Origin of the sequence: Pseudomonas umsongensis (genome assembly GCF_002236105.1) — a bacterium.
Classification (GTDB): Bacteria; Pseudomonadota; Gammaproteobacteria; order Pseudomonadales; family Pseudomonadaceae; genus Aquipseudomonas; species Aquipseudomonas umsongensis.
In genome coordinates this window covers 362,052-387,099 of record NZ_NIWU01000002.1, presented here as the reverse complement: position 1 = coordinate 387,099, position 25,048 = coordinate 362,052, and the positions used below count along the sequence as shown (strand labels likewise).

At 60.2% G+C, this 25,048-nt stretch carries 25 protein-coding genes; 3 read left to right on the top strand and 22 right to left on the bottom strand.

All coding sequences use genetic code 11. The features are described from left to right. Positions 1–74: 74 nt before the first annotated feature. The 3 genes from guaB to PSUM_RS12015 all read right to left on the bottom strand — a co-directional run bounded on the left by guaB (position 75) and on the right by PSUM_RS12015 (position 3,139). Positions 75–1,544 carry an IMP dehydrogenase gene (gene guaB / locus PSUM_RS12025; protein WP_020795621.1) on the bottom strand — a complete coding sequence of 490 codons (1,470 nt, stop codon included), beginning with the start codon at positions 1,542–1,544 and terminating at the stop codon, positions 75–77. Positions 1,545–1,761: 217 nt separating this feature from the next. Then, positions 1,762–2,310, bottom strand: coding sequence for a hypothetical protein (locus PSUM_RS12020; protein ID WP_033042611.1), 549 nt, complete (start codon positions 2,308–2,310; stop codon positions 1,762–1,764). A gap of 61 nt (positions 2,311–2,371) precedes the next feature. After that, positions 2,372–3,139, bottom strand: a complete 768-nt coding sequence (locus PSUM_RS12015) for a sulfite exporter TauE/SafE family protein (protein ID WP_083348291.1) — start codon at positions 3,137–3,139, stop codon at positions 2,372–2,374. 182 nt (positions 3,140–3,321) lie between these two features. Here PSUM_RS12015 and xseA point away from each other — a divergent pair, with 182 nt between their 5' ends. Both xseA and PSUM_RS12005 read left to right on the top strand, forming a co-directional pair. Then, a complete protein-coding gene (gene xseA / locus PSUM_RS12010) occupies positions 3,322–4,701 on the top strand; it encodes an exodeoxyribonuclease VII large subunit (protein WP_033041363.1) in 1,380 nt (459 codons plus the stop codon). 3 nt (positions 4,702–4,704) lie between these two features. Continuing rightward, positions 4,705–5,526 carry a M23 family metallopeptidase gene (locus PSUM_RS12005; protein ID WP_083348290.1) on the top strand — a complete coding sequence of 274 codons (822 nt, stop codon included), beginning with the start codon at positions 4,705–4,707 and terminating at the stop codon, positions 5,524–5,526. A gap of 100 nt (positions 5,527–5,626) precedes the next feature. On the opposite strand, the gene PSUM_RS12000 is transcribed toward PSUM_RS12005, so the two are convergent. After that, a complete protein-coding gene (locus PSUM_RS12000) occupies positions 5,627–5,983 on the bottom strand; it encodes a hypothetical protein (protein ID WP_020795616.1) in 357 nt (118 codons plus the stop codon). Between the two features lie 388 nt (positions 5,984–6,371). Between PSUM_RS12000 and leuA the strand changes: the two genes are divergently transcribed. After that, positions 6,372–8,051: a 2-isopropylmalate synthase gene (gene leuA, locus PSUM_RS11990; RefSeq protein ID WP_020795615.1), complete on the top strand. Its 1,680-nt coding sequence runs from the start codon at positions 6,372–6,374 to the stop codon at positions 8,049–8,051. Between the two features lie 179 nt (positions 8,052–8,230). Here the strand turns inward: leuA and PSUM_RS11985 are convergent, their stop codons facing one another. From PSUM_RS11985 to PSUM_RS11895, 18 genes are all read right to left on the bottom strand, one after another. Continuing rightward, complete coding sequence (locus tag PSUM_RS11985; RefSeq protein ID WP_020795614.1) at positions 8,231–9,022, bottom strand: amidohydrolase; 792 nt, start codon at positions 9,020–9,022, stop codon at positions 8,231–8,233. Then, the gene (locus tag PSUM_RS11980) at positions 9,010–10,158 is read right to left on the bottom strand and encodes a pyridoxal phosphate-dependent aminotransferase (RefSeq protein ID WP_083348289.1); all 1,149 of its coding nucleotides are present in this window, start codon (positions 10,156–10,158) and stop codon (positions 9,010–9,012) included. Before PSUM_RS11980 ends, PSUM_RS11985 begins: the two co-directional genes overlap by 13 nt. A gap of 225 nt (positions 10,159–10,383) precedes the next feature. Then, the gene (der, locus tag PSUM_RS11970) at positions 10,384–11,853 is read right to left on the bottom strand and encodes a ribosome biogenesis GTPase Der (protein ID WP_083348288.1); all 1,470 of its coding nucleotides are present in this window, start codon (positions 11,851–11,853) and stop codon (positions 10,384–10,386) included. 251 nt (positions 11,854–12,104) lie between these two features. Next, positions 12,105–13,256, bottom strand: a complete 1,152-nt coding sequence (bamB, locus tag PSUM_RS11965; protein WP_020795610.1) for an outer membrane protein assembly factor BamB — start codon at positions 13,254–13,256, stop codon at positions 12,105–12,107. Continuing rightward, positions 13,249–13,890 (bottom strand): tetratricopeptide repeat protein, encoded by a 642-nt coding sequence (locus tag PSUM_RS11960; RefSeq protein WP_083348287.1) that lies wholly within the window; start codon positions 13,888–13,890, stop codon positions 13,249–13,251. Before PSUM_RS11960 ends, bamB begins: the two co-directional genes overlap by 8 nt. A gap of 41 nt (positions 13,891–13,931) precedes the next feature. Continuing rightward, entirely contained in the window at positions 13,932–15,221 is a 1,290-nt protein-coding gene (gene hisS / locus PSUM_RS11955; RefSeq protein ID WP_020795608.1) for a histidine--tRNA ligase, read from the bottom strand. A 37-nt stretch (positions 15,222–15,258) separates the two neighbouring features. Then, the gene (gene ispG / locus PSUM_RS11950) at positions 15,259–16,368 is read right to left on the bottom strand and encodes a flavodoxin-dependent (E)-4-hydroxy-3-methylbut-2-enyl-diphosphate synthase (protein ID WP_020795607.1); all 1,110 of its coding nucleotides are present in this window, start codon (positions 16,366–16,368) and stop codon (positions 15,259–15,261) included. A 3-nt stretch (positions 16,369–16,371) separates the two neighbouring features. Continuing rightward, complete coding sequence (locus tag PSUM_RS11945; protein WP_083348286.1) at positions 16,372–17,394, bottom strand: RodZ domain-containing protein; 1,023 nt, start codon at positions 17,392–17,394, stop codon at positions 16,372–16,374. Then, a complete protein-coding gene (pilW, locus tag PSUM_RS11940; RefSeq protein ID WP_020795605.1) occupies positions 17,394–18,152 on the bottom strand; it encodes a type IV pilus biogenesis/stability protein PilW in 759 nt (252 codons plus the stop codon). The genes PSUM_RS11945 and pilW overlap by 1 nt, the downstream gene beginning before the upstream one ends. 16 nt (positions 18,153–18,168) lie before the next feature. Further along, positions 18,169–19,311, bottom strand: coding sequence for a dual-specificity RNA methyltransferase RlmN (gene rlmN, locus PSUM_RS11935; protein WP_020795604.1), 1,143 nt, complete (start codon positions 19,309–19,311; stop codon positions 18,169–18,171). A gap of 28 nt (positions 19,312–19,339) precedes the next feature. Next, positions 19,340–19,765 (bottom strand): nucleoside-diphosphate kinase, encoded by a 426-nt coding sequence (gene ndk, locus PSUM_RS11930; protein ID WP_020795603.1) that lies wholly within the window; start codon positions 19,763–19,765, stop codon positions 19,340–19,342. 195 nt (positions 19,766–19,960) lie between these two features. Next, positions 19,961–20,161, bottom strand: coding sequence for a Fe-S cluster assembly protein IscX (gene iscX, locus PSUM_RS11925; RefSeq protein ID WP_020795602.1), 201 nt, complete (start codon positions 20,159–20,161; stop codon positions 19,961–19,963). A gap of 14 nt (positions 20,162–20,175) precedes the next feature. Continuing rightward, a complete protein-coding gene (gene fdx, locus PSUM_RS11920; RefSeq protein WP_083348285.1) occupies positions 20,176–20,517 on the bottom strand; it encodes an ISC system 2Fe-2S type ferredoxin in 342 nt (113 codons plus the stop codon). 2 nt (positions 20,518–20,519) lie between these two features. After that, complete coding sequence (gene hscA / locus PSUM_RS11915; RefSeq protein ID WP_083348284.1) at positions 20,520–22,382, bottom strand: Fe-S protein assembly chaperone HscA; 1,863 nt, start codon at positions 22,380–22,382, stop codon at positions 20,520–20,522. A gap of 51 nt (positions 22,383–22,433) precedes the next feature. Further along, a complete protein-coding gene (gene hscB / locus PSUM_RS11910; protein ID WP_083348283.1) occupies positions 22,434–22,955 on the bottom strand; it encodes a co-chaperone HscB in 522 nt (173 codons plus the stop codon). 8 nt (positions 22,956–22,963) lie between these two features. Then, positions 22,964–23,287, bottom strand: a complete 324-nt coding sequence (iscA, locus tag PSUM_RS11905) for an iron-sulfur cluster assembly protein IscA (RefSeq protein ID WP_003227904.1) — start codon at positions 23,285–23,287, stop codon at positions 22,964–22,966. Positions 23,288–23,321: 34 nt separating this feature from the next. After that, positions 23,322–23,708: a Fe-S cluster assembly scaffold IscU gene (gene iscU, locus PSUM_RS11900; RefSeq protein ID WP_007974006.1), complete on the bottom strand. Its 387-nt coding sequence runs from the start codon at positions 23,706–23,708 to the stop codon at positions 23,322–23,324. Positions 23,709–23,810: 102 nt separating this feature from the next. Then, positions 23,811–25,025, bottom strand: a complete 1,215-nt coding sequence (locus PSUM_RS11895; protein ID WP_020795599.1) for an IscS subfamily cysteine desulfurase — start codon at positions 25,023–25,025, stop codon at positions 23,811–23,813. Between the last annotated feature and the right edge of the window lie 23 nt (positions 25,026–25,048).

The following is a 25,048-nucleotide window of genomic DNA, read 5'->3' as shown; positions in this document are numbered from 1 at the left end:
GAAACAGTCGTGATTCAGAAACAACTCGGGGCTGAATAGAACAGCCCCGGTTGCTTAACGATTTGCTTGAAGCCTCAACCTACGCGGTAGTTTGGCGCTTCCTTGGTGATCTGTACGTCGTGGACGTGGGACTCGGCCATGCCAGCACCGGTGATCCGCACGAACTCAGGCTTGGTGCGCATTTCTTCGATGTCGGCACTGCCGGTGTAACCCATCGAGGAACGCAGGCCGCCCATCAGTTGATGGATGATGGCGCTCAGGGTGCCCTTGTACGGCACACGCCCTTCGATACCTTCCGGAACCAGCTTCTCGGCACCCGCGGAGGAGTCCTGGAAGTAACGGTCGGAGGAACCCTGGGCCTGGGACATGGCGCCCAGCGAACCCATGCCGCGATAAGCCTTGTACGAACGGCCCTGGAACAGTTCGATCTCGCCTGGCGCTTCTTCGGTACCGGCGAACATCGAGCCCATCATCACGCAGGAAGCACCGGCCACGATGGCCTTGGACAGGTCACCGGAGAAACGGATGCCGCCGTCGGCGATCAACGGAACGCCAGTGCCTTCGAGGGCAGCGGCGACGTTGGCGATGGCACTGATTTGCGGCACGCCGACACCGGCGACGATACGGGTGGTGCAGATCGAGCCAGGGCCGATACCGACCTTGACTGCGTCAGCGCCCGCTTCGGCCAGGGCCTTGGCGGCAGCGCCGGTGGCGATGTTGCCGCCGATCACCTGCACTTCAGGGAAGTTTTGTTTAACCCAGCGAACGCGGTCGATCACGCCTTTGGAGTGACCGTGGGCGGTGTCGACCACCACCACGTCAACGCCGGCGTTGACCAGGGCAGCAACACGGTCACCGGTGTCTTTACCGGTACCGACCGCGGCGCCCACGCGCAGACGACCTTGATCGTCCTTGCTGGCCAGCGGGTAAGCCTTGGCTTTTTCGATGTCGTTGACGGTCATCATGCCCTTGAGGGCGAACTTGTCGTCGACGATCAGTACGCGTTCGATGCGGTGCTTGTGCAGCAACTCGCGAACGTCGTTCTTGTCGGCGCCTTCCTTGACCGTGACCAGGCGCTCTTTAGGCGTCATCACTTCACGGACAGTGGCTTCCAGACGGTTCTCGAAACGCACGTCACGGGAAGTGACAATGCCGACCAGGTCGCCATTGTGCAGCACCGGAACGCCGGAGATGTTGTTCATGCGGGTCAATTCGAACAGTTCGCGCACGGTAGCGTCAGCATCGATGGTGATCGGATCCTTGACCACACCGGCTTCGTAACGCTTGACCTTGCGCACTTCGGCAGCTTGCTGCTCGATGGTCATGTTCTTGTGGATGATACCGATACCACCTTCCTGAGCCATGGCAATTGCCAGACGGGCTTCAGTGACGGTGTCCATGGCGGCGGAGACCAGTGGAATATTCAGCTCGATGCCACGGGTAAGGCGGGTCTTGAGACTGACTTCGTTAGGAAGCACCTCGGAATAACCAGGCACTAGGAGAATGTCGTCGAATGTCAGAGCTTCTTGGCTGATACGCAGCATCGCGGGGGCTCCCGAGCGGGAAAATGGAAGCGCGCCATTATAGTCAGACACCCCCTCGGGTTCAATGTAAAACTCTGTCTATTATCGACCTTATGGATATACGGAACATATCGCCCCCTGTAGGAGCTGTCGAAGGCTGCGATCTTTTGACATTGATCTTCAAAAGCAAGATCAAAAGATCGCAGCCTGCGGCAGCTCCTACAGGAGGATGCAACGATCAGAGCTCTACTTTCACCCAACTAACGGGTTGATCCAGCCAATCGGCAAATTCGTCGAGAAAGCTCTGCTTGAACCCCGCCTCGGCCCAGTTGTTGAAAATGAAGCCCAGGTTGGAAAAGCCGCACTCCTGCAGGAACAGGAAACCGTTGATGTCGTCTTCATGCCCGCATTCGGGGCAGGTGAAGTTATCGGTACGCCCGGGCATCCAGTCTTCGAGGCTTTCAAACAGTGCTTCACCGACTTCCTTGCGGCACTCGGCACAACCGGCCTCGCCAAGAAACCCTTTGGCCGGCGTATAGATGCAGCGTTTGGTGACGATCTCCAGGCCATTGATCGGCTCGCCGAACGGCAGGGCTTGCGGGTGCAGAACCACTTCCCTGGCACCCTCGGCGATGGCGTGGGCCATGCGATTGCCGGTGCGGCCACAGGTGGTCAACTCTTCGTTGATGATGTTCTTGCGCACCAGCCAACGCACGATCGCCCGGGCCCGTGGCTCATGCACCGGCAGTGTGGAAATTTTCGGGACAATGATGCTTTGGGAATTCATGGGGCGACCTGCTGTAACGCTTTGAAGGAAGCCCGGCAGCTTAAGCCCAAGGCTTCAGAGGTCAAGTACTCAAGTAACGCCCGATCAGGGCGATACCGCTGGCCAGGACCAGCCAGGTCACCAGGCGGACGAACGCCTCACGTGACAATTTCAGGGTCAGCCGTCGACCGATCCACAGGCCCAGCGCCATGGCCGGCAGCAAACACAACGCCAGCACCAACAAGGGTAGCTCGGCATAGACACCGGCGACAATGAACAGGCTCAGGCGCACCACCGTGCTGCAACTGATCAACGCACTCTGGGTCGCTCGAGCCGCCTCCTTGGGCAAGCGGCTGTTCAAATAGATCGCGTACAGAAAGCCGCCACTGCCAAACAACGCCCCAAACATCCCGCCCACGGTACCCATCGGCAATGCCCAGGCGGCAGACAATTGCGCCGGACGGGTTTTAATCCACAGGCTGTAGATGGCGTAGGCACTGATAAACAGCCCCATCAACAGCAGCAACAGGTCGGACTTGAGGTTCAACAGGAAGATCACGCCCAGCGTGCAACCCACCGCCATGCAGGGCAACAATCGCAGCAGCTCAGGCCTGGCGACATCCCGCCGCGAGGGCAGCAGGTTGCCGAATGCCGCGACAAAATCAAGCAACACCAGCAACGGTACGATCTTCGACAGCGGCAGGAACAGGATCAGGATCGGCCCGGCGACCAGCGCCGTGCCGAAACCGGCAATGCCGAACACGATATAGGCCAGGGCGATGCCCAGCGCGATTACCAGCCAGTCCGTGGCGCCGAAGGGCCATTGGTTCATCAGCTCAAACACATTCATCCCCAGTCATCCATGAATCGCGAAGCAGACTCTACCCCTGTAGGAGCGAGCATGCTCGCGAAAAACCTGAGGACACCGCGGGGTGTCAGGCTCCCCGCGTCATCGTTGACCTCCATCGCGAGCGTGCTCGCGCCTACAGGGGATCGTGCATTCCCCTGGAGAATGCCTTTAAACTGCGCCCCATGATTAAAGATCCCTTTGCAAGACTCGGCCTGGACCGCGAAGTCCTGACCGTCAGCCAGCTCAACGGCCGCGCGCGGGTGTTGCTTGAAGACGTTTTCAGCAACATCTGGGTCGAAGGCGAAATCTCCAACCTCGCCCGCCCCGCGTCTGGCCACGTGTATTTCACCCTCAAGGACAGCGGCGCCCAGGTGCGTTGCGCGCTGTTCCGGCAAAACGCCGCGCGTGTGCGTCAAGCGCTGAAGGATGGCCTGGCCGTCAAGGTACGCGGCAAAGTCTCGTTGTTCGAGGGACGCGGCGATTACCAACTGATCCTCGATACCGTGGAGCCGGCCGGTGATGGAGCATTGCGCCTGGCGTTCGATGCCTTGAAGGAAAAACTCAGCGCCGAAGGCCTGTTCAGCGCCGAGCGCAAAGTACCGCTGCCGGCGCATCCACAACGCATCGGCATCATCAGTTCGCCCACCGGCGCGGTCATCCGCGACATCATCAGCGTGTTCCGCCGCCGCGCGCCGCAGGTGCAATTGACCCTGATCCCCACCGCCGTGCAGGGCCGCGAAGCCACCGCGCAGATTGTCCGCGCGTTAAAACTGGCGGATGCCCGCGGTTTCGACGCGCTGATCCTGGCCCGCGGTGGCGGTTCGCTGGAAGACCTCTGGTGCTTCAACGAAGAAGCCGTAGCGCGCGCGGTGGATGCCTGCGTGACGCCGATCGTCAGCGCCGTCGGCCACGAAACCGATGTATCTATCAGTGACTTCGTCGCCGACGTCCGCGCGCCCACGCCATCGGCCGCCGCCGAGCTGCTGGCACCGGATTCCAGCGATCTGGTCCGCCGGGTCGAGAGCCTGCATCGGCGCCTGGTGATGCGCATGCGTGATCGCTTGATGCGTGACCGGCTGCGCCTGGAAGGCATCTCTCGGCGCCTGCGCCATCCCGGCGAACGCCTGCGCCAGCAAGCGCAACGCCTGGATGATCTGGACATGCGCATGCGTCGGGCCTTCGAACGCAGCCTCAACACCCGTCGCGAACGGCTGATCCGCCTGGAAACCCGCTTGGCCGGGCAGCATCCGGGACGTCAATTGGCGATGCTGCGCCAACGTCTCGACAGCCTCGCCGAACGCTTGCCCCGCGCCATCCGCGAAGGCCTGAAAAACCGTCGCATGCAGCTGCAGAGCCAGATGCAAACACTGCACGTGGTCAGCCCCCTGGCGACTCTTGGCCGTGGCTACAGCATTTTGCTCGACGAGCGTGGCAATGCGATCCGCAGCGCCGCACAGACCCACACCGGCCAGCGCCTGAAGGCCAAGCTGGGTGAAGGCGAACTGCACGTGCGGGTCGAAGACAATCACCTGACGCCCGTCACCCTTTCTTTACTGGACTGATCCATGCCGCGTTTTTTAGCTCCTCTGCTGTTGCTTTGCCTGACCTTCAACGCCCACGCCGACAGCTACATCACCCGCCAGTTGAACAAACCGGTGCCGGGCGGCGTGGCGGTGGTCGACCTGGGAGCTGCCGCGCAAGCGCCGAAAGCCAGTTATCAGGGCAAACCCGTCCTGGTGATCAAGGAACAGAACAACTGGCTGGCGATTGTCGGCGTGCCGTTGACGGTCAAGCCGGGCGCACAGGCCATCAGCAGCGGTGGGCGCAGCCTTGGTTTCACCGTCGGCAACAAGAAATATCCGGAGCAGCGAATCACCCTGAAAAACACCCAACAGGTCAATCCAGACCCGGACAATCTCAAGCGCATCGAGCGCGAACTGGCCGAGCAGATCGCTGCCTACCGTACGTTCAGCCCGAATTCGCCAAGTAACGTGCTGCTGGACAAACCGGTAAACGGACCGCTGTCGAGCAAGTTCGGGGTACGCCGGTTCTTCAACGGTGAGGAGCGTAATCCTCACTCAGGCCTGGATTTCGCCGTGCCTGCCGGTACGCCGATCAAGACGCCGGCCGCAGGCAAGGTGATCTTGATCGGCAACTACTTCTTCAACGGCAATACGGTGTTTGTCGACCATGGCCAAGGGTTCATCAGCATGTTCTGCCACATGTCGAAAATCGACGTGAAGGTCGGCCAGCAGATGGCGCGTGGCGGTGTGGTCGGAAAAGTCGGGGCGACCGGTCGGGCAACCGGGCCGCATATGCACTGGAATGTCAGCCTGAATGATGCGCGGGTGGATCCGGCTATCTTTATCGGGGCGTTTCAACCTTAAGCAAGATCAAAAGATCGCAGCCTGCGGCAGCTCCTACAAGGTTCGTGTCGTATCGCTGAACCCTGTAGGAGCTGCCGCAGGCTGCGATCTTTCAAGGCCACTACTCCGCATCCAGATCCTCAATGCCATGGACTTCCCGGTCCGCCAGGCAATGCCTGACCCACTCCTGAGTCTCCACTGAAAACCAGCTCAACTCCTGCGCCGTAATCAATTCCCGCGCACACAGCCCGAGCAAATGCGAACGGGCTTCATGCCGCGAGAACCTGAACACGCCAAACGCCCAGTACAGCTCCTTTTGCCCAGCCTTGAGCAATTCCTCGCTGCGATCTATCCGCTCGTACGGCGCGATACTCTTGTCCAATAGCGTCTTTTCGACATCCGATAGAATCCGCTCACACATCCGCTCATGGGCTATCGGACGCAACACGCAGTATTGCTTCCAATCAGACTCGTTCATCACCGACTCCTGCTGGGCCTCCAAGACTTAAGAATAGCTTCGCCACCAGAATAAGACGCCAGCATCATCGATTGCGCACAGTTCAAACCTTGCGCAAACAACCTGAAGATCACCGTACTCCAGAGCAATAAAATCTCGCCAAACAAGCCCTAAAGAGGATTCCTCTCAATTTTTTCCCACCGCTTGCCATCCTTCCCCCCCGCGGTTAGGGTTGAAGGCATGAAAACCTCTCACACCCTCATTCAGCTTCGTCAGCACCGCAGTTTGTGCCTTGTCAGCGCACGACTGCCGGGCTGAATCGCGGCGCCTCGTCCCAAGCGTTACTCCAAGAACATTTTGATCCACCGGCAGGCCGCCTTTTTTCGGCCAACACAATAAGGATTTCCCGATGAGCATGCTCAAAGACCCGTCTTCGAAATACCGCGCGTTCCCGACCATCGATCTGCCGGACCGCACCTGGCCGTCGAAGACCATCACCGCCGCGCCAATCTGGTGCAGCTCCGACCTGCGCGATGGTAACCAGTCGCTGATCGAACCGATGGACGCCGTCAAGAAGCTGCGCTTCTGGAAAACCCTGGTGCAGGTCGGCGTGAAGGAAATCGAAGCGTCGTTCCCGTCCGCCTCGCAGACCGATTTCGACTTCGTACGCACCCTGATCGAAGACGGTCATATCCCGGACGACACCACCATCCAGGTATTGACCCAGGCACGTGAAGATTTGATCGCGCGTACTTTCGAATCCCTGCGTGGCGCGAAAAAAGCCATCGTTCACCTGTACAACGCCACGTCTCCTTCTTTCCGCCGCATTGTCTTCAACCAGGACTTGGAAGGGGTCAAGGAAATCGCCGTAAACGCGGCCAAGCTGTTCGTCAAATATGCCGCCCAGCAGCCGGAAACCGAGTGGACCTTCCAGTACTCCCCGGAAACCTTCAGCGCCACAGAACTGGAGTTCGCCAAGGAAGTCTGCGACGCGGTGATCGAAGTCTGGAACCCGACGCCCGAGCGCAAGATAATCCTCAACCTGCCGGCCACCGTCGAATGCGCTACCCCGAACATCTATGCCGACCAGATCGAATGGTTCGGCCGTCACATCAACCGTCGTGACAGCGTGATCATCAGCCTGCACACCCACAACGATCGTGGCACTGGCGTTGCCGCCACCGAGCTGGGCCTGATGGCTGGCGCCGACCGCGTCGAAGGCTGCCTGTTCGGCAACGGCGAGCGTACCGGTAACGTCGACCTGGTGACCGTGGCCCTGAACATGTACACCCAGGGCCTGAACCCTGAGCTGGACTTCTCCGACATCGACGGCGTGCGCAAGGTCGTCGAAGAGTGCAACCAGATCCAGGTTCACCCGCGTCACCCGTACGTTGGCGACTTGGTGCACACCGCATTCTCCGGCTCGCACCAGGACGCGATTCGCAAGGGTTTCGCCCAGCAGAAACCGGACGCCCTGTGGGAAGTGCCGTACCTGCCGATCGACCCGGCCGACATCGGCCGCAGCTACGAGGCGGTCATCCGCGTCAACAGCCAGTCGGGCAAGGGCGGCATCGCCTATCTGTTGGAGCAGGAATACGGCATCAGCCTGCCACGTCGCATGCAGATCGAATTCAGCCAGGTCGTGCAGCGCGAAACCGATCGCCTGGGCCTGGAAATGACCGCCCAGCAAATCCACGCGCTGCTGCACAGCGAGTACTTGCAGGCCAACACCCCGTATGCGCTGGTCAGCCATCGCCTGCAGGAAGAAAACGGCCACAGCGCCGTCGAAGTGGAAGTGGCCAGCAAAGGCCAGGGCGAAACCAACCTGCACTGGCGCGGCAAGGGCAACGGCGCCCTGGAAGCACTGGTGGCCGGCCTGCCGATCCCGGTGGAAATCATGGACTACAACGAACACGCCATCGGCGCGGGCACCAATGCCAAGGCGGCGGCCTACATTGAACTGCGAGTGAATGGTGAGCGTGCGGTGCACGGCGTGGGTATCGATGAAAACATCACCACCGCCAGCTTCAAGGCCCTGTTCAGCGCGCTGAACCGCTCGCTGAGCCAGCCGGAAGCGAAAGCGGCGTAATTAGCCTTCGCTGAAATACAAAAGGCCCCGAGATGCGATCTCGGGGCCTTTTTGTTTGCCTGTAGTTTTTGTAGTGCCTGTCATGCCATCTTCGCGAGCAGGCTCGCTCCCACAGGAGAACGCATTCCAATGTGGGAGCGAGCCTGCTCGCGAAGGGGCCAGCTCAGGCAGTGCAAGTCTCAGGTGAACTCGAAGGTATCGGCATCCAGGTTCGCCGGAAAACGCGTGCGATACGCTGCCAGTTCCGCCGCATCCAGCACCACCTTGAACACCCCGTCCGCCTCTCCCGCGCTGAGCAACGTCTCGCCCTGGAAATCCAGCACCTGGCTGTCCCCGGTATAGGCAAAGCCTTTGCCATCGGTGCCGATGCGATTCACCGCTGCCACGTAGCACAGGTTCTCGATGGCCCGCGCCGGCAGCAAGCGGTTCCAGTGCTGGCGCCGTGCACCCGGCCAGTTGGCGGTGTACAGCAGCAGGTCAGTGTCCTGCGCATCGCGACTCCACACCGGGAAGCGCAGGTCGTAGCAAATCAGCGGCCGCACTCGCCAGCCCTTGAGTTCGAACTGCACCTGGCGTTCGCCCGGGGTGAAGTGATTGTGCTCGCCGGCCATGCGGAACAGGTGACGTTTGTCGTAGTGCCACACTTCGCCGTCCGGCCGCGCCCACAACAGGCGGTTACGATGGCTGCCATCAGCGGCCTGCACAATCACGCTACCGGTGATCACTGCCTCGAATTTTGCCGCCTGAGCCCGCAACCATTTACTGGTCGGTCCGTTTTCCGCTTCAGCGAGGGTCTCGGACTCCATCGAGAAACCGGTGGTGAACATCTCCGGCAGAATGATCAGGTCCGCGCCGCGAGCCTGTTCCAGCAAGTGCTCGAAATGCTCCAGGTTGGCCTGGCGATCGTGCCAGGCCAGGGTGGTCTGGATCAGCGCAACGGTCAGGTTCGGCAGCGCACTCAGATCACGCATAATTTTTCCGCTGCTTCACGCAGGGTCTCCTCACGTTTGGCAAAGCACAGGCGTATCAGGCGCTGGCCTTCAGGCGGCGTCTGGTAGAACACCGAGATCGGGATGCTCGCAACGCCGTGTTCACGGGTCATCCACAGGGCCATCTCGACGTCGTTGAGATCCGGGCGGATCTGCGAGTAGTCGACCAGCTGGAAATACGTACCGCTTACCCGGGTGAAGCTGAAGCGCGAAGGCGCCAGCAGGTCGCAAAACAGGTCACGCTTGGCCTGATAGAAGCCCGGCAGTTCTTCGACATGTTCCGGATGCTCGGCCATGTAATCAGCCAAGGCGTATTGCAAGGGTGTTACGCCGCAAAAATTGACATATTGATGCACCTTGCGCAGCTCTGTCGTCAGGGCCGGTGGCGCGACCACATAGCCGGTTTTCCAGCCGGTGACGTGATAGGTCTTGCCGAAGGAGCTGACCACGAAGGCGCGCTGATACAACTCTTCATGGGCCAGCACACTGACGTGGGGCACACCGTCGTAGACCAGGTGTTCGTAGACCTCATCGCTGATCACATAGATGTCACGATCGCGGATTAACGCCGCCAGTTGGTCCAGCTCCGCACGGTTGATCAGTGCGCCGCTGGGATTGTGCGGAGTGTTGAGGATGATCATCCGCGTACGCGGACTCAGTGCCTGGGCGAGCTTCTGGAAATCGATGCTGAAGTCATCCAACCCCAGTTGCACATGAACGCAACGGCCACCGGCCAGCTCAACCGAAGGCTCGTAACTGTCATAAGCCGGGTCGAACACGATGACTTCGTCACCGCTGTGGATAACGGCCTGGATGGCGCAGAAAATCGCCTCGGTCGCGCCGGGCGTCACGGTCACTTCGTTGTCCACATCGACGCTGACGCCATAGCTGCGGGCGATTTTCGCCGCGATCTGCTGACGCAGTACCGGCAGCCCGGTCATTGGCGAGTATTGGTTGTGGCCATTGGCAATATGCCGGCCGACCGCATCGCACAGGGCCTGCGGAGCAGCGAAATCGGGAAAGCCCTGGGACAGGTTGAGCGCCCCGGTTTGCGCCGCGAGCTGAGACATCTGAGTGAAGATGGTGACGCCGACATTCGGCAGCTTACTGGTGATCATCGAGGATTCCCTGCTCTACACCCGGCTCTAACGGCGGCGCGGGAGAGCCCGAGGATAGCCCAAACGGCGCCCATAAAAAAAGGGCGCCAAAAGCGCCCTTCTTCTCGTCCTACCCTGTGGGAGCGAGCCTGCTCGCGAAGGCGGTGTGTCAGTCGCGATAAACGTTGACTGACAGATTGCATTCGCGAGCAGGCTCGCTCCCACATGAGTGAGGCAAGCCTTAGATCAGCGCTTGTCGCGGCGCTTCTTGTCGGCTTTCTTGTGGTGCGACATCAAGCGACGCTTCTTGTTGACCTGGCGGTCGGTCAGCGAGTTCTTGTTGCCTTCATACGGGTTCTCGCCGCCCTTGAACTCGATGCGGATCGGCGTACCGACCAGCTTCAAGACACGGCGGTAAGTGTTTTCCAGGTAACGCACGTAAGACTTCGGCACCTTCTCGATCTGGTTACCGTGGATCACGATGATCGGCGGGTTCGCACCACCCAAGTGGGCGTAACGCAGCTTGATCCGGCGGTTGTTGACCATTGGCGGTGCGTGCTCGCCAACCGCGTCTTCCAGGATCTGGGTCAGACGGTTGGTCGGCCAGCGGGTGACCGCGGACTTGAACGAGTTCTGCACCGAGGCGTAAAGGTTGCCCACGCCAGTGCCGTGCAGGGCCGAGATGAAGTGGATGTCGGCGTAGTCAACGAAGAACAGACGACGCTGCAGCTCGACCTTCACGAAGTCGCGCTCGCTCGGCGTCATGCCGTCCCACTTGTTGATCGCGATGACCAGCGCACGACCCGACTCGATGGCGAAGCCCAGCAGGTTGAGGTCGTGGTCCACCACACCTTCGCGGGCGTCCATCACGAAGATCACCACGTTGGCGTCTTTGATCGCCTGCAGGGTTTTGACCACGGAGAACTTTTCGACTTCTTCGTGGATCTTGCCGCGCTTGCGCACACCGGCGGTGTCGATCAGCGTGTACTTCTCGTCGTTACGCTCGAACGGGATGTAGATACTGTCGCGGGTGGTGCCGGGTTGGTCGTACACGATCACCCGGTCTTCACCGAGCATGCGGTTGACCAGGGTCGACTTGCCAACGTTCGGGCGACCGATGATCGCGATCTTGATCCCGTCTTTTTCGCTCGGGCCAGGAATGCGCTTGGCTTCCTCGCCTTCGGCGACGTCCTCTTCCTCGCCTTCTTCCGGCTCGTCTTCGTCTTTCGGGAAGTCGCCCAAGGCGATTTCCAGCAACTGGGTGATGCCACGACCGTGAGCACCGGCGATCGGGATCGCGTGGCCCATACCCAGTGGAGCGAATTCAGCGCGGGCCATTTCCGGGTCGATGTTGTCGACCTTGTTGGCGACCACGTAGGAACGCTTGTTACGCTTGCGCAAATGCTCGGCGATCATCTGGTCGGCGGCGGTGAAACCGGCCTTGGCATCTACCAGGAATAGAACGACATCCGCTTCTTCAATGGCCAGCAGCGACTGCTCGGCCATTTTTTCGTCCATACCATGCTCGTCACCGGAGATACCGCCGGTGTCGACCAGAATGTAGGAACGCCCTTGCCACTTGGCCTCACCGTACTGGCGATCACGGGTCAGACCGGACAAGTCGCCGACGATAGCGTCGCGAGTCCTGGTCAGGCGGTTGAACAAGGTGGACTTGCCGACGTTCGGTCGGCCCACCAGGGCGATTACGGGAACCATGCGGCTCTCCACTTCGTTTATTTCAGAAAATACAAAAGCCGCTGCGAGGGCAGCGGCTGGTGCTCGGGGCAACACTGTGCGCTTGTCTGTGGGAGCGAGCCTGCTCCGGGCGGCGTTCCGACGAAAAACGCCGGAGCACCGCGTTTATTCAGGATGCAAACGTTATCGTTGACGTCCATCGCGAGCAGGCTCGCTCCCACATTCATATCCACAAGTGAAGCAGCCCGGGGGATTAACCCCAAGCATAGTCGTTACTTAATGGTCAGGGCTTCCAGTTTGCCGCTGTTGCCATATACATAAATCGTGTCACCCACCACCAGCGGACGGGCACGCAGGCCGTCGCTGTCGATGCGCTCGCGGCCGACGAATCGACCGTCCACCTGACTCAACAGGTGCAGGTAACCTTCCAGGTCACCGACTGCAACATAACTGGAGAACACTTCTGGAGCCGACAGTTGGCGGCGAGCCAGCGAATCGTTGCTCCACAAGGCTGTGGTGGAACGCTCGTCGACGCCTTCAACGGTGCCCGAGGACAGGCTCACGTAGACGCTGCCGAAACCCTGGGCGACACCGGCATAGCTGGAAGCATCACGCTGCCAGAGTTGCCGACCGCTTTGCAGGTCCAGTGCCGCAACGCGACCCTGGTAGCTGGCGACATAAATCGTCTCACCGGACAACAGCAAGCCGCCATCGATGTCGACAACACGCTCCAGTTCCGAACGACCTTGCGGGATCGCTACACGCTGTTCCCACACCGGCACGCCGTTGGAAATGTCGAGAGCGACCACTTTACCAGTCGAGAAGCCAGCCACCGCGAGGCGGTTGGTCACGATCGGTGCGCTGGTACCGCGCAGGGTCAGTACCGCAGGCGTGCTGTCATACAACCAGCGCTGGTTGCCAGTGGCGGCATCCAGACCGATCAAACGATCGTCCTGGGTCTGGACCACGACCACATCGCCATTATTGGCCGGCGGTGCGAGGACTTCACTGGACACGCGCGCGCGCCATTTCTCTTCGCCGTTGATGGCGTCCAGGGCAACGATTTCACCCTTGATCGTACCCACCGTCAGCAGACCGTAACCCACGCCAACAGCGCCGGAAACAGGCAGTTCGAGATCTTTCTTCCATTTGACGTCGCCGTTGCTGCGATCCAGCGCCATTACCACACCGGTGACATCGGCGGCATAGATGGTATCGCCATCGATGGCCGGAACCAGCATGTTGTAGGTTTCGCCCTGACCGTCACCGATCGAACGACTCCACTGCTTCTGCAGGACCACTTCTTCCTTGAAGTCGGTCAATTCGGCCGGTGGCAATTCTTTCTTGCTGTTGCTGCTGCAACCCGCGGCCAAAATGGCCAGGGCCAGCAATGCTGCATGCTTCCAACGAATCACGTCACGCATCCCCTTTGGCCAGGTCGTCCAGCTTGATTTGCAGGCCACCGACCGCCGCTTCATCCGACAGTGCCGCCTTGGCTTTTTGATACGCCGCGTGCGCTTCGTCGGAACGACCCAACTGCACCAGCAGGTCGCCCTTGAGTTCTTCACGAGTGGCCAGGAACGCCTTGTCGGCATCGCCTTCCAGCAGCTTCAGGGCTTCATCGACCTTGTCCTGCGCGGCCAGTACCTGCGCCAGGCGCTGACGGGCGATTTCGCCCAGTGCCGGGTTGGCCGGCTTGGCGACGATGGCCTTGAGCTCGCTGGCTGCGTCATCGAGCTTGCCACTGTCGACCGCGACTTTCGCCACGAACAGGCTGCCGTATTGCGCATAGGCACTGCCGCCGAACTCGCTGTTGAGCTTGCCGGCCAGGTCCGAGACACGCGCCGCATCTGGCTTGCCGTCAGGCGTCAGCGTGGTTTCGAGCAATTGCTGATAGAGCATCGAGGCACCTTGCGACTGGTTGCTCTGATACTTCTGGAACGCCTGCCAACCGAACACGATGACCAGCGCCAACAGGCCGCCAGTAACCAGGGGCTTGCCGTTGCGTGACCACCATTCCTTAAAATCCGCCAGCTGTTCGTCTTCGGTACTCGACACCCCAATACTCCTTAATCGCTAATTCGGCTGTTAAGACAGCTTCAACCCTGCACGACGCAGGTGGCCAGGTGTGCAGCAAGCGCATCCCAGGCAATGCTTTGTTGTTCGCCCTGGCCACGCAGGGGTTTGAAACCTACCACTTGCTGGGCCATCTCGTCGTCGCCGAGGATCAGTGCGAACAGCGCACCGCTCTTGTCGGCCTTCTTGAACTGGCTCTTGAAGCTGCCAGCGCCGGCATTGACTTGCAGGCGCAGGTTGGGCAACTGGTCGCGCACGCGCTCGGCCAGGGCCAGGCCTGCCAGCTCGGCGGCTTCACCGAAGGCACAGAGGTAGACGTCAACCTGACGGGAGATTTCTTCCGGGATCTGCTCCAGGGTTTCCAGCAGCAATACCAAGCGCTCGATACCCATGGCGAAACCGACGCCGGCGGTAGGCTTGCCGCCCATCTGCTCGACCAGGCCGTCGTAACGACCACCGGCACACACGGTGCCTTGGGCGCCAAGTTTGTCGGTGACCCATTCGAAAACGGTCTTGCTGTAGTAGTCCAGCCCGCGAACCAGCTTCGGGTTGATCACATAGGGGATGCCGGCGGCGTCCAGGCGAGCCTTGAGGCCCTCGAAGTGCACGCGAGATTCTTCGTCGAGGTAGTCGGCCATTTTCGGCGCATCGACCAGAATCGCCTGTGTATCGGCATTCTTGGTGTCCAGGACCCGCAGCGGGTTGGTTTTCAAGCGGCGCTGGCTGTCTTCGTCCAGCTTGTCCAGGTGACCGGACAGGAACTCGACCAGCGCTTCACGATAGCGGCCACGGGACTCGCTGGTGCCCAGGCTGTTGAGTTCGAGCTTGACCGCATCGCGGATGCCCAGCTCGCCCCACAGGCGCCAGGTCAGCACGATCAGTTCGGCGTCGATGTCCGGACCGTCGAGGTTGAACACCTCGACACCGATCTGGTGGAACTGGCGGTAACGGCCTTTCTGCGGACGCTCGTGGCGGAACATCGGACCGATGTACCAGAGCTTCTGCACCTGGCCACCGCCGGTGATGCCGTGCTCGAGCACCGCACGCACGCACGCTGCCGTGCCTTCGGGACGCAGGGTCAGGGAGTCGCCGTTACGGTCGTCGAAGGTGTACATCTCTTTTTCGACGATGTCGGTCACTTCACCGATGGAGCGCTTGAACAGCTCGGTGAACTCGACGATCGGCATGCGGATCTGCTTGTAACCGTAGTTATCCAGCAGGCGCGAAACGGTGCCTTCGAAATGACGCCACAGGGGGGTCTGTTCGGGCAGGATGTCGTTCATGCCACGAATGGCTTGCAGAGACTTGCTCACATTAAATCCTTAAATTCGTTCGGCGCTTCGGTCGGGCTCAGCCACGCGCAATCACTGCAGCGTCAGCTTCGACCTTTTCGGCCGCTTTCTCGCGGATCAAGCGTTCAAGCTCATCCACCAGATTGTCATTCGTCAGTTTCTGCGACGGCTTGCCGTCGATGTAAATCAGGTTTGGCGTGCCGCCGGTCAAGCCGATATGGGCTTCCTTGGCTTCGCCCGGCCCGTTGACCACGCAACCGATGACCGCGACGTCAAGCGGCACCAGCAGGTCTTCGAGGCGCCCTTCCAGCTCGTTCATGGTCTTGACCACATCGAAGTTCTGCCGCGAGCAACTCGGGCAGGCGATGAAGTTGATGCCACGGGAACGCAGATGCAGGGACTTGAGAATGTCGTAGCCGACTTTCACTTCCTCGACCGGATCAGCCGCCAACGAGATGCGAATGGTATCGCCAATCCCTTCGGCGAGCAGCATACCGAGGCCCACGGCAGATTTCACCGTGCCTGAACGCAAACCACCGGCTTCGGTGATGCCCAGGTGCAGCGGCTGGACGATTTCCTTCGCCAGCAAGCGGTAGGCTTCGACGGCCATGAACACGTCGGAGGCTTTCACGCTGACCTTGAAGTCCTGGAAGTTCAGGCGCTCAAGGTGTTCGACGTGGCGCAGCGCCGATTCAACCAGCGCGGCTGGCGTCGGCTCGCCGTATTTTTTCTGCAGGTCTTTTTCCAGGGAGCCGGCGTTCACCCCGATACGGATCGGAATGCCACGATCGCGGGCGGCATCGACCACCGCGCGCACGCGGTCTTCGCGACCGATGTTGCCCGGGTTGATCCGCAGGCAGTCAACGCCAAGTTCGGCCACGCGCAAGGCGATGCGGTAGTCGAAGTGAATGTCGGCGACCAAGGGCACCTTGACCAGTTGCTTGATCTTGCCGAAGGCCTCGGCGGCGTCCATGTCCGGCACGGACACCCGCACAATATCGACACCCGCGGCTTCCAGGCGATTGATTTGCGCGACGGTCGCAGCGACGTCGTTGGTGTCGCTGTTGGTCATGCTTTGCACAGCGATGGGCGCATCGCCGCCAACAGGTACATTACCGACCCAGATCTTGCGCGATTCGCGACGTTTGATTGGAGATTCGCCGTGCATGACTTATTGACCCAACTTCAGGCGAGCAGTCTCGCCACTGGTGAACGGAGCGACATTGACCGCCTGACCGTTGTAGCTGACCTGCGCGCCGCGGGCATAACCCAGGCGCACGGAAAACGGCGGCTTGCCATTGAGGGAAACGCTTTCGCCTTTACGCTTCAGGCCGCTCAACAGCACCTTGCCGTTGCCGTCGGTGACCTGGGTCCAGCAGTCGGCGCTGTACTGTAGTTGGACCTGGCCCTGGCCTGCCACCGCAGGCGCTGCTGGCGCCGGTGCCGCAGCGGTTGGCGCTGCAACACTTGGAGCAACCGGTGCATTCACCGTCGGCGCTGCAACAGCTGGAGCTGCAGGAACAGCCGGGGCTGGCGTCACAGGCGTGGCGGCGGTCGGTGCGGCGGCGGTCGGTGCAACGGGTGCCGGCGCTGGCGTTTCAGCCGGAGCCGGGGTCGCGGAGTCGGCCTGCGGCAATGCCAGGGCCGTGGTGTTTTGCGCCTCACCCTCGGCCACCGCCTGGTCTTCCGGCTCATCCAGCGGATGAATCTGGGTAGTGCCATCGGCACCTTCGACTTCCACGTGTTCCGGGGTCAGGCTGATCAGGTCCTTGGTGCGCAGCGAGGTCTGGTCCTGCCACCAGACAAAACCACCACCCACCACGGCCACCAGCAACAACAGGCTGACAATGCGCAAGATGGTGTGGGACACGCGAACTGGCTCTTCGATACGGCCCAGGCTGTGAACGCTGCTGCCCTTGGAGTCGGTACCGGTGGATTGGTCGAACTGCTGGACCAGGACGGCCTGGTCCATGCCGAGCAATTTGGCATAAGCACGGATATAGCCGCGGGCGAAGGTATGCCCTGGCAGCTTGTCGAAATCGCCGGCTTCCAGATTGCTCAGGGAATTGACGGTAAGGTTGAGCTTAAGGGCCACTTCGGCCAGCGACCAGCCATTGCTTTCGCGGGCCTGGCGCAAGGTCTCACCGGGGTTAACGCGATTCGCTGCTACAACTTCGGGATGCGCCGCTTTCATCATTGCTCCGACAGGTATTGCTGATATTCCGATGTACCGGGATAAAGTCGTTTTAATTGCAGGCCCGCACTGGCGGCCTTGTCGCGATCATCAAACACTTTTGCCAGGCGAATGCCGAGCAATAGACTACGTGCATTTTGCTCGGCAAGCAGGCTAAAACGGTCGTAAAAGTCACGCGCGGGCACATAATGCCTGTCTTCGTAAGACAACTCAGCCATTTCCAACAATGCCCGAGGCTGTTGTCGATTCAAACGCAGGGCTTTTTCCAGTTGCTGCTGGGCCAACTCGCGCTGGCCGAGCATCGAAGCCGTCATGCCCAGGTTCTCGAACACGCGCGAACGCTCAGGATACAGGGTATCGGCGGCGGCCTGCTCGAAACGCTCGTAGGCTTCCTTGTAACGTTTCTGCTCGTAGAGAAAGCTGCCGTAGTTGTTGAGGATTCGCGCATCGGCGGGACGGGAAGCCAGCGCCTTGCGAAAATGCTGGTCAGCCAGTTCCGGCTCCATTTCGGCCTGGAACACCAACCCCAGCGCGGCATTGGCGTCCGGGTCTGCGGCGTCCAGCTCCAGCGCCTTCTTCAGAGGCACTTTTGCTCGCTCGGTCATGCCTTGTTGCAAATAACCGATGCCCAGTTGCACGTAGGCCTCGCGCGCCTCGCCACGGCCTTTGCTGGTCTTCATCGGGTTGTAATCGCCCGAAAGCACACAGCCAGCGCACAGGCTGGCCATTAGCAAAAGCAGCGCAAAGCGCAGGGACATGGAGATCCTCTCTTGATTACTTAGCAGCGTTCGACGCCATATCGTTGTCGGCGCTCAGTTCACGCACGGCGATATAACGTTCGCTGCGACGGGTGCGATCCAGCACCTGCCCTACCAATTGACCACAGGCCGCGTCGATGTCTTCACCACGGGTGGTGCGTACAGTGACGTTGAAACCGGCATGATGAAGCTGATCCTGGAACCGACGAATGGCATTGTTGCTAGGCCGCTCGTAACCGGAGTGCGGGAACGGGTTGAACGGGATCAGGTTGATCTTGCACGGGATGTTCTTGAGCAGCTCGATCATTTCAACGGCGTGCTCGACCTTGTCGTTCACGTCCTTGAGCAAGGTGTACTCGATGGTCAGCACGCGCTTTTCGCCCAGGGACGACATGTAGCGCTGGCACGATTCGAGGAGCATCTTAAGCGGATACTTCTTGTTGATCGGCACCAATTGGTTACGCAATGCGTCATTCGGTGCGTGCAGGGACAACGCCAGGGAGACGTCGATGTGCTTGGACAGCTCATCGATCATCGGCACCACGCCGGAGGTCGACAGGGTCACGCGGCGCTTGGAAATGCCGTAGCCCAGGTCGTCCATCATCAGGTGCATGGCCGCGATGACGTTGTCGAAGTTCAGCAGCGGCTCACCCATGCCCATCATCACCACGTTGGTGATGGCACGGTCGACGGTTGCCGGGACGCTGCCAAAGGATTTGTTGGCAATCCACACCTGGCCGATGACTTCGGCGGCGGTGAGGTTGCTATTGAAGCCTTGCTTGCCGGTGGAGCAGAAACTGCAATCCAGGGCACAGCCTGCCTGGGACGAAACGCACAAGGTGCCGCGCTTGCCCTGGGGAATGTACACGGTCTCGACGCAGCTGCCGGACGCCACGCGCACCACCCACTTGCGGGTGCCGTCGCTGGAGATGTCCTCGCTGACCACTTCCGGACCGCGAACTTCAGCAACGGCCTTGAGCTTCTCGCGCAGGGCCTTGCTGACGTTCGTCATGGCGTCGAAATCATCGACGCCAAAGTGGTGAATCCATTTCATTACCTGACCGGCACGGAAACGCTTCTCCCCGATTGAGTCGAAGAATTTTTCCATTTCCTGTTGAGTCAGACCCAGCAGGTTGGTTTTTACAGTCGATGTAGTCATGGATTCACCTTCACTCTTAAGCCAATGCTTAGCGAGTGGTTACTTCAGTAGCTGCGAAGAAGTATGCGATTTCGCGAGCGGCAGCGGCTTCGGAGTCCGAACCGTGTACGGCGTTGGCGTCGATCGATTCAGCGAAGTCAGCACGGATGGTGCCGGCAGCAGCTTCTTTAGGGTTGGTAGCGCCCATCAGCTCACGGTTGCGAGCGATGGCGTTTTCGCCTTCCAGAACCTGGACAACAACCGGACCGGAGGTCATGAACGCTACCAGGTCACCGAAGAAACCGCGCTCGCTGTGCTCAGCGTAGAAGCCTTCGGCTTCGGCTTTGGACAGTTGCTTCATTTTCGAAGCTACAACGCGCAGGCCAGCGTCTTCGAAACGGGAAACGATCTTGCCGATCACGTTTTTAGCAACGGCGTCAGGCTTGATGATGGAGAAAGTACGTTGAACAGCCATGGTGTAACTCCAGAAACGGTAATTTGCGAAAAATTAAACCCGCGAATTATACGCGGGTTCTTGGGTATTGCCTAACTGTGTACAGGTCGCCAGCTCTGTAGGAGCTGCCGAAGGCTGCGATCCTTTGATCCTGGCCTTTCGCTTGAGATTCAAGTGGCACCGGAAAGATCGCAGCCTCGCTTCGCGAGTCAGCTCCTACAAGCGTTCTTCGATCCAGTGGGCCTGAATGGCCTCCAGGATCTTTTCGCCACAATGCTCAGGCTTGTCATCGAATTCGGGCAATTCCATCACCCATTTACGCAGATCGACGAAGTTGACCGACATAGGGTCCACTTCAGGCTTGCTTTCAGCCAGCTGGATCGCGATTTCCAGCACATCAGTCCACTTGAGACTCATGACAGTTCCTTGAATCAGTGCGGCGCTTCGGCTGCGTGGTTGAGCGAGTACTTCGGAATTTCAATGGTCAGGTCTTCGGTGCCGACCTTGGCCTGACAGCCCAGGCGCGACTCACGCTCCAGCCCCCAGGCCTTGTCGAGGTAGTCCTCCTCCAGCTCGTCAGCCTCTTCCAGCGAATCGAAACCTTCGCGGATGATGCAGTGGCAGGTGGTGCAGGCGCAGACGCCGCCACAGGCACTTTCCATCTCGATATGGTGTTCGTGAGCCAGCTCGAGGATGGAAATACCCGGCTCAGCCTCGACGACCATGCCTTCAGGGCAAAACTTCTCGTGTGGCAGAAAAATGACCTGCGGCATCGTTATTCCTCAATCTCATTCAGGTTGCGCCCCGCCAGCGCGGCTTTCACCGTCGAGTCCAGGCGGCGGGCAGCAAAGGCGTCGGTCACTTGCGACAGACGCTTGGTCTGCTGCTCGATGGCGTAGCCATCGGTACCTTTCATCAGTTCGGTCAGTTCCTGCACTTGCAGTTCGATGACCATGCGCTCGTCGGCGTCCAGCAAGCGCTCGCCGTCAGCTTCCAGGGCGGCCTGTACCGCCTCGATCAGACGCTGGGCATCGACCTGCTGCTCACGCAGAACGCGGGCAACCTTGTCGTCGTTGGCGTGCTGGAACGAATCCTTGAGCATCTTGGCGATTTCGCCGTCGGTCAGGCCGTAGGACGGCTTGACCTGGATACTGGCCTCGACGCCCGAACCCAGTTCGCGAGCGGAAACACTGAGCAAGCCATCGGCATCGACCTGGAAGGTCACGCGAATCTTCGCCGCGCCGGCCACCATCGCCGGAATACCGCGCAATTCGAAGCGCGCCAGGGAGCGGCAGTCGCTGATCAGCTCGCGCTCGCCCTGCAACACGTGGATCGCCATGGCCGACTGGCCATCTTTGTAAGTCGTGAAGTCCTGCGCCCGAGCGACGGGGATGGTGGTGTTGCGTGGAATCACCTTCTCCATCAGGCCGCCCATGGTTTCCAGGCCCAGGGACAACGGAATCACGTCCAGCAGCAGCAATTCATCGCCATCGCGCTTGTTGCCGGCCAGGGTATCGGCCTGGATCGCGGCACCGATGGCCACCACTTGATCCGGGTCGATTTCAGTCAGAGGCTGGCGCCCAAAAGCTTCGGCGACAGCTTCGCGAACGCGAGGCACGCGAGTCGAGCCGCCAACCATGACCACCGCATGCACGTCTTCCAGCTCTACACCGGAATCACGCACCGCGCGGCGACAGGCTTTCAGGCTGCGCGCGACCATCGGCTCGATCAAGGCATCGAAGGCTTCGCGGGTCAGCTCGGCTTTCCAGTCGCCATGAGTCACTTCGACTGACGAGGCGTTGGTCAGGGCTTCCTTGGCGGCGCAAGCCGTTTGCAGCAGCTGACGCTGCGCACCCGGATCGAGGTTGGCGGACAGACCGGCGCTCTCGATGATCCAGCCAGCAATTGCGTGGTCGAAGTCATCACCGCCCAAGGCGCTGTCGCCGCCGGTAGCCAGGACTTCGAACACACCGCCGGTCAGGCGCAGAATCGAAATATCGAAGGTGCCGCCGCCCAGGTCATAGATGGCAACCAGGCCCTCGGCGTGCTGGTCCAGACCGTAAGCCACCGCCGCCGCGGTCGGCTCGTTGAGCAAACGCAGCACATTCAGGCCGGCCAGTTTGGCCGCATCCTTGGTGGCTTGACGCTGGGCATCGTCGAAATAGGCCGGAACAGTGATGACCGCACCTACCAGCTCGCCGCCCAAAGTGGCTTCGGCACGCTGGCGCAAGACCTTGAGGATGTCCGCCGAGACTTCGACCGGGCTTTTCGGCCCCTGGATCGTCTCGATGAACGGCATGTGCGACTCGCCGCCGACAAAGCGGTACGGCAACTGATCACCCAATTGCTTGACGTCGGACAAACCACGACCCATCAAGCGCTTGACCGACAGCACGGTGTTCAAGGGATCGGTGGCGGCAGCCAGCTTGGCGGATTCGCCAACCTCGACGCGATCGGCGTGATAGCGCACGGCAGACGGCAGGATGACCTGCCCTTGCGCATCAGCCAGCGGCTCGGAAAGACCACTGCGCAACGCAGCGACCAGCGAATTGGTAGTGCCCAAGTCGATCCCCACAGCCAGGCGACGCTGGTGCGGTTGAGGACTTTGGCCGGGTTCGGCGATCTGCAGTAGGGCCATCGTTATCAGGACTTATCTGTATATCAGGCGTGCGACCGGAGCGGCACTGGGTTAATCGTCGAGGCGCTCTTCCAGCTGGCGCACTTCGTAGGTCAGCTTGTCGAGAAACTGCATGCGCCGCATCAGGCGTTCGGCCTGTTCACGTTGCACTGCATCATTCCAGCAAGCTGCGAAACTGTCGTTCAGTTTTTCCTGGGCCACTTTCAGGCGGCGCTTGAAGACGGCAACGCCATTGAGGTCGGCGCTGTCCTGCAGGTCTTCGAGCTCTTCGCGCAACTCCATCTGTTGCAGAAGAAACTCCGGATCATGCACCGTGACCTCCAGCGGCAACTCACCACCATTCAAAGCGAGCAGGTAACGCGCGCGCTTGGGTGGACTCTTGAGCGTCTGGTAGGCCTCGTTGAGGCTCGCGGATTGCTCTAGCGCCAGCCGCTGCTCCCGCTCGGAAGCGTCGGCAAAGCGGTCTGGATGAACACTGCGCGCCAACTCACGGTAGCGCGTAGCCAGCTGGTCGAGATCCAGGTTGAAGCTCGGTTGCAGCTCGAATAAAGCGAAATGACAAGGAGTACCCACGACAAGCCTCAGATGTTGAAGCTTTCGCCGCAGCCACATTCACCGCGCACGTTGGGGTTGTTGAACTTGAAGCCTTCGTTCAACCCTTCCTTGACGAAATCGAGCTCGGTGCCGTCCAGGTAGGCCAGGCTTTTCGGGTCGATGATCACTTTCTCGCCGTGACTCTCGAACACCTGGTCCTCTGCAACCACCTCGTCGACAAACTCCAGCACGTAGGCAAGGCCGGAGCAGCCCGTGGTGCGAACACCCAGGCGAATCCCCTCACCTTTGCCGCGCCCGTCAAGGGAGCGTCGCACGTGTCGAGCAGCCGCTTCTGTCATGCTGATAGCCATCGGTGACTCCTTACTCGTCGCCAAAAACTGAAAGTCAGATCAAGCCTTTCTTCTGCTTGTAATCGCGAACGGCCGCCTTGATGGCGTCTTCGGCGAGTACCGAGCAGTGAATTTTGACTGGCGGCAGGGCCAGCTCTTCAGCCAGCTGGGTGTTCTTGATGGTTTCCGCTTCGTCCAGGGTCTTGCCCTTCATCCACTCGGTGGCGAGGGAGCTGGAAGCGATAGCCGAACCGCAGCCGTAGGTCTTGAACTTGGCATCTTCGATGATGCCGGCGTCGTTGACCTTGATCTGCAGGCGCATCACGTCGCCGCACGCCGGAGCGCCGACCATGCCGGTGCCGACATCAGGATCTTCCGCGTCCATCTTGCCGACGTTGCGCGGGTTTTCGTAGTGGTCGATGACCTTTTCGCTGTAAGCCATGATTCTCAATCCTCACTCATCAGGGCCGCTCTTGAGACCCTGTAGCTGCGCTTGCGTCAGTCGCCGCGTCGCTACAGGAGCTGTATCTGGCGGCTTCTTTATTTAGTGTGCCGCCCACTCGATCTTCGAGATATCGACGCCGTCTTTGTACATGTCCCACAGCGGCGACAAAGCGCGCAGCTTGGTAACGGCCTCGCAGACTTTCTGCGCGGCATAATCGATTTCTTCTTCGGTGGTGAAACGGCCGAAGGTGAAGCGGATCGAGCTGTGTGCCAGCTCGTCGTTGCGGCCCAGGGCGCGCAGTACGTACGAAGGCTCAAGGGACGCCGAGGTGCAGGCCGAACCGGACGAAACCGCCAAGTCCTTGAGCGCCATGATCAGCGACTCGCCTTCAACGTAGTTGAAGCTCAGGTTCAGGTTGTGCGGGACGCGGGCGGTCATGCTGCCGTTGACGTACAGCTCTTCCAGGTGCTCGACCTGCTTGTAAAAACGGTCGCTCAAGGCCTTGATGCGCACGTTCTCGGCAGCCATGTCTTCCTTGGCTACGCGGAAAGCTTCGCCCATGCCGACGATCTGGTGGGTCGCCAGGGTGCCCGAACGCATGCCGCGCTCGTGACCGCCGCCGTGCATGGTCGCTTCGATGCGAACACGTGGCTTGCGGCTGACGTACAGGGCGCCGATGCCTTTAGGACCGTAGGTCTTGTGGGCGGAGAACGACATCATGTCGACTTTCAGCTTCTGCAGGTCGATCTCGACCTTGCCAGTGGACTGGGCGGCGTCGACGTGGAACAGGATGCCCTTGGAACGGGTCAGTTCGCCGATGGCCGCGATGTCGTTGATGGTGCCGATTTCGTTGTTCACGTGCATGACCGAAACCAGGATGGTGTCGTCGCGCAGTTCGGCTTCGATCATCTCAGGCGTGACCAGGCCGTCGGTGCGAGGCTCGATGTAGGTCACTTCGAAACCTTCACGCTCCAGTTGGCGCATGGTGTCCAGGACAGCCTTGTGCTCGATCTTGGTGGTGATCAGGTGCTTGCCTTTGGTGGCATAGAAATGTGCCGCACCCTTGATTGCCAGGTTGTCGGATTCGGTGGCACCGGAGGTCCAGACGATTTCACGCGGGTCGGCGTTGACCAGGTCGGCCACCTGACGACGGGCGTTTTCGACGGACTCTTCGGCCTTCCAGCCAAACACGTGGGAACGGGACGCCGGGTTACCGAAGTTTCCGTCGACCAGCAGGCATTCACTCATCTTTTGCGCGACACGCGGATCAACCGGGGTAGTCGCAGAGTAATCAAGGTAAATCGGCAATTTCATGGACTATCTCCTAAATCAGGCTG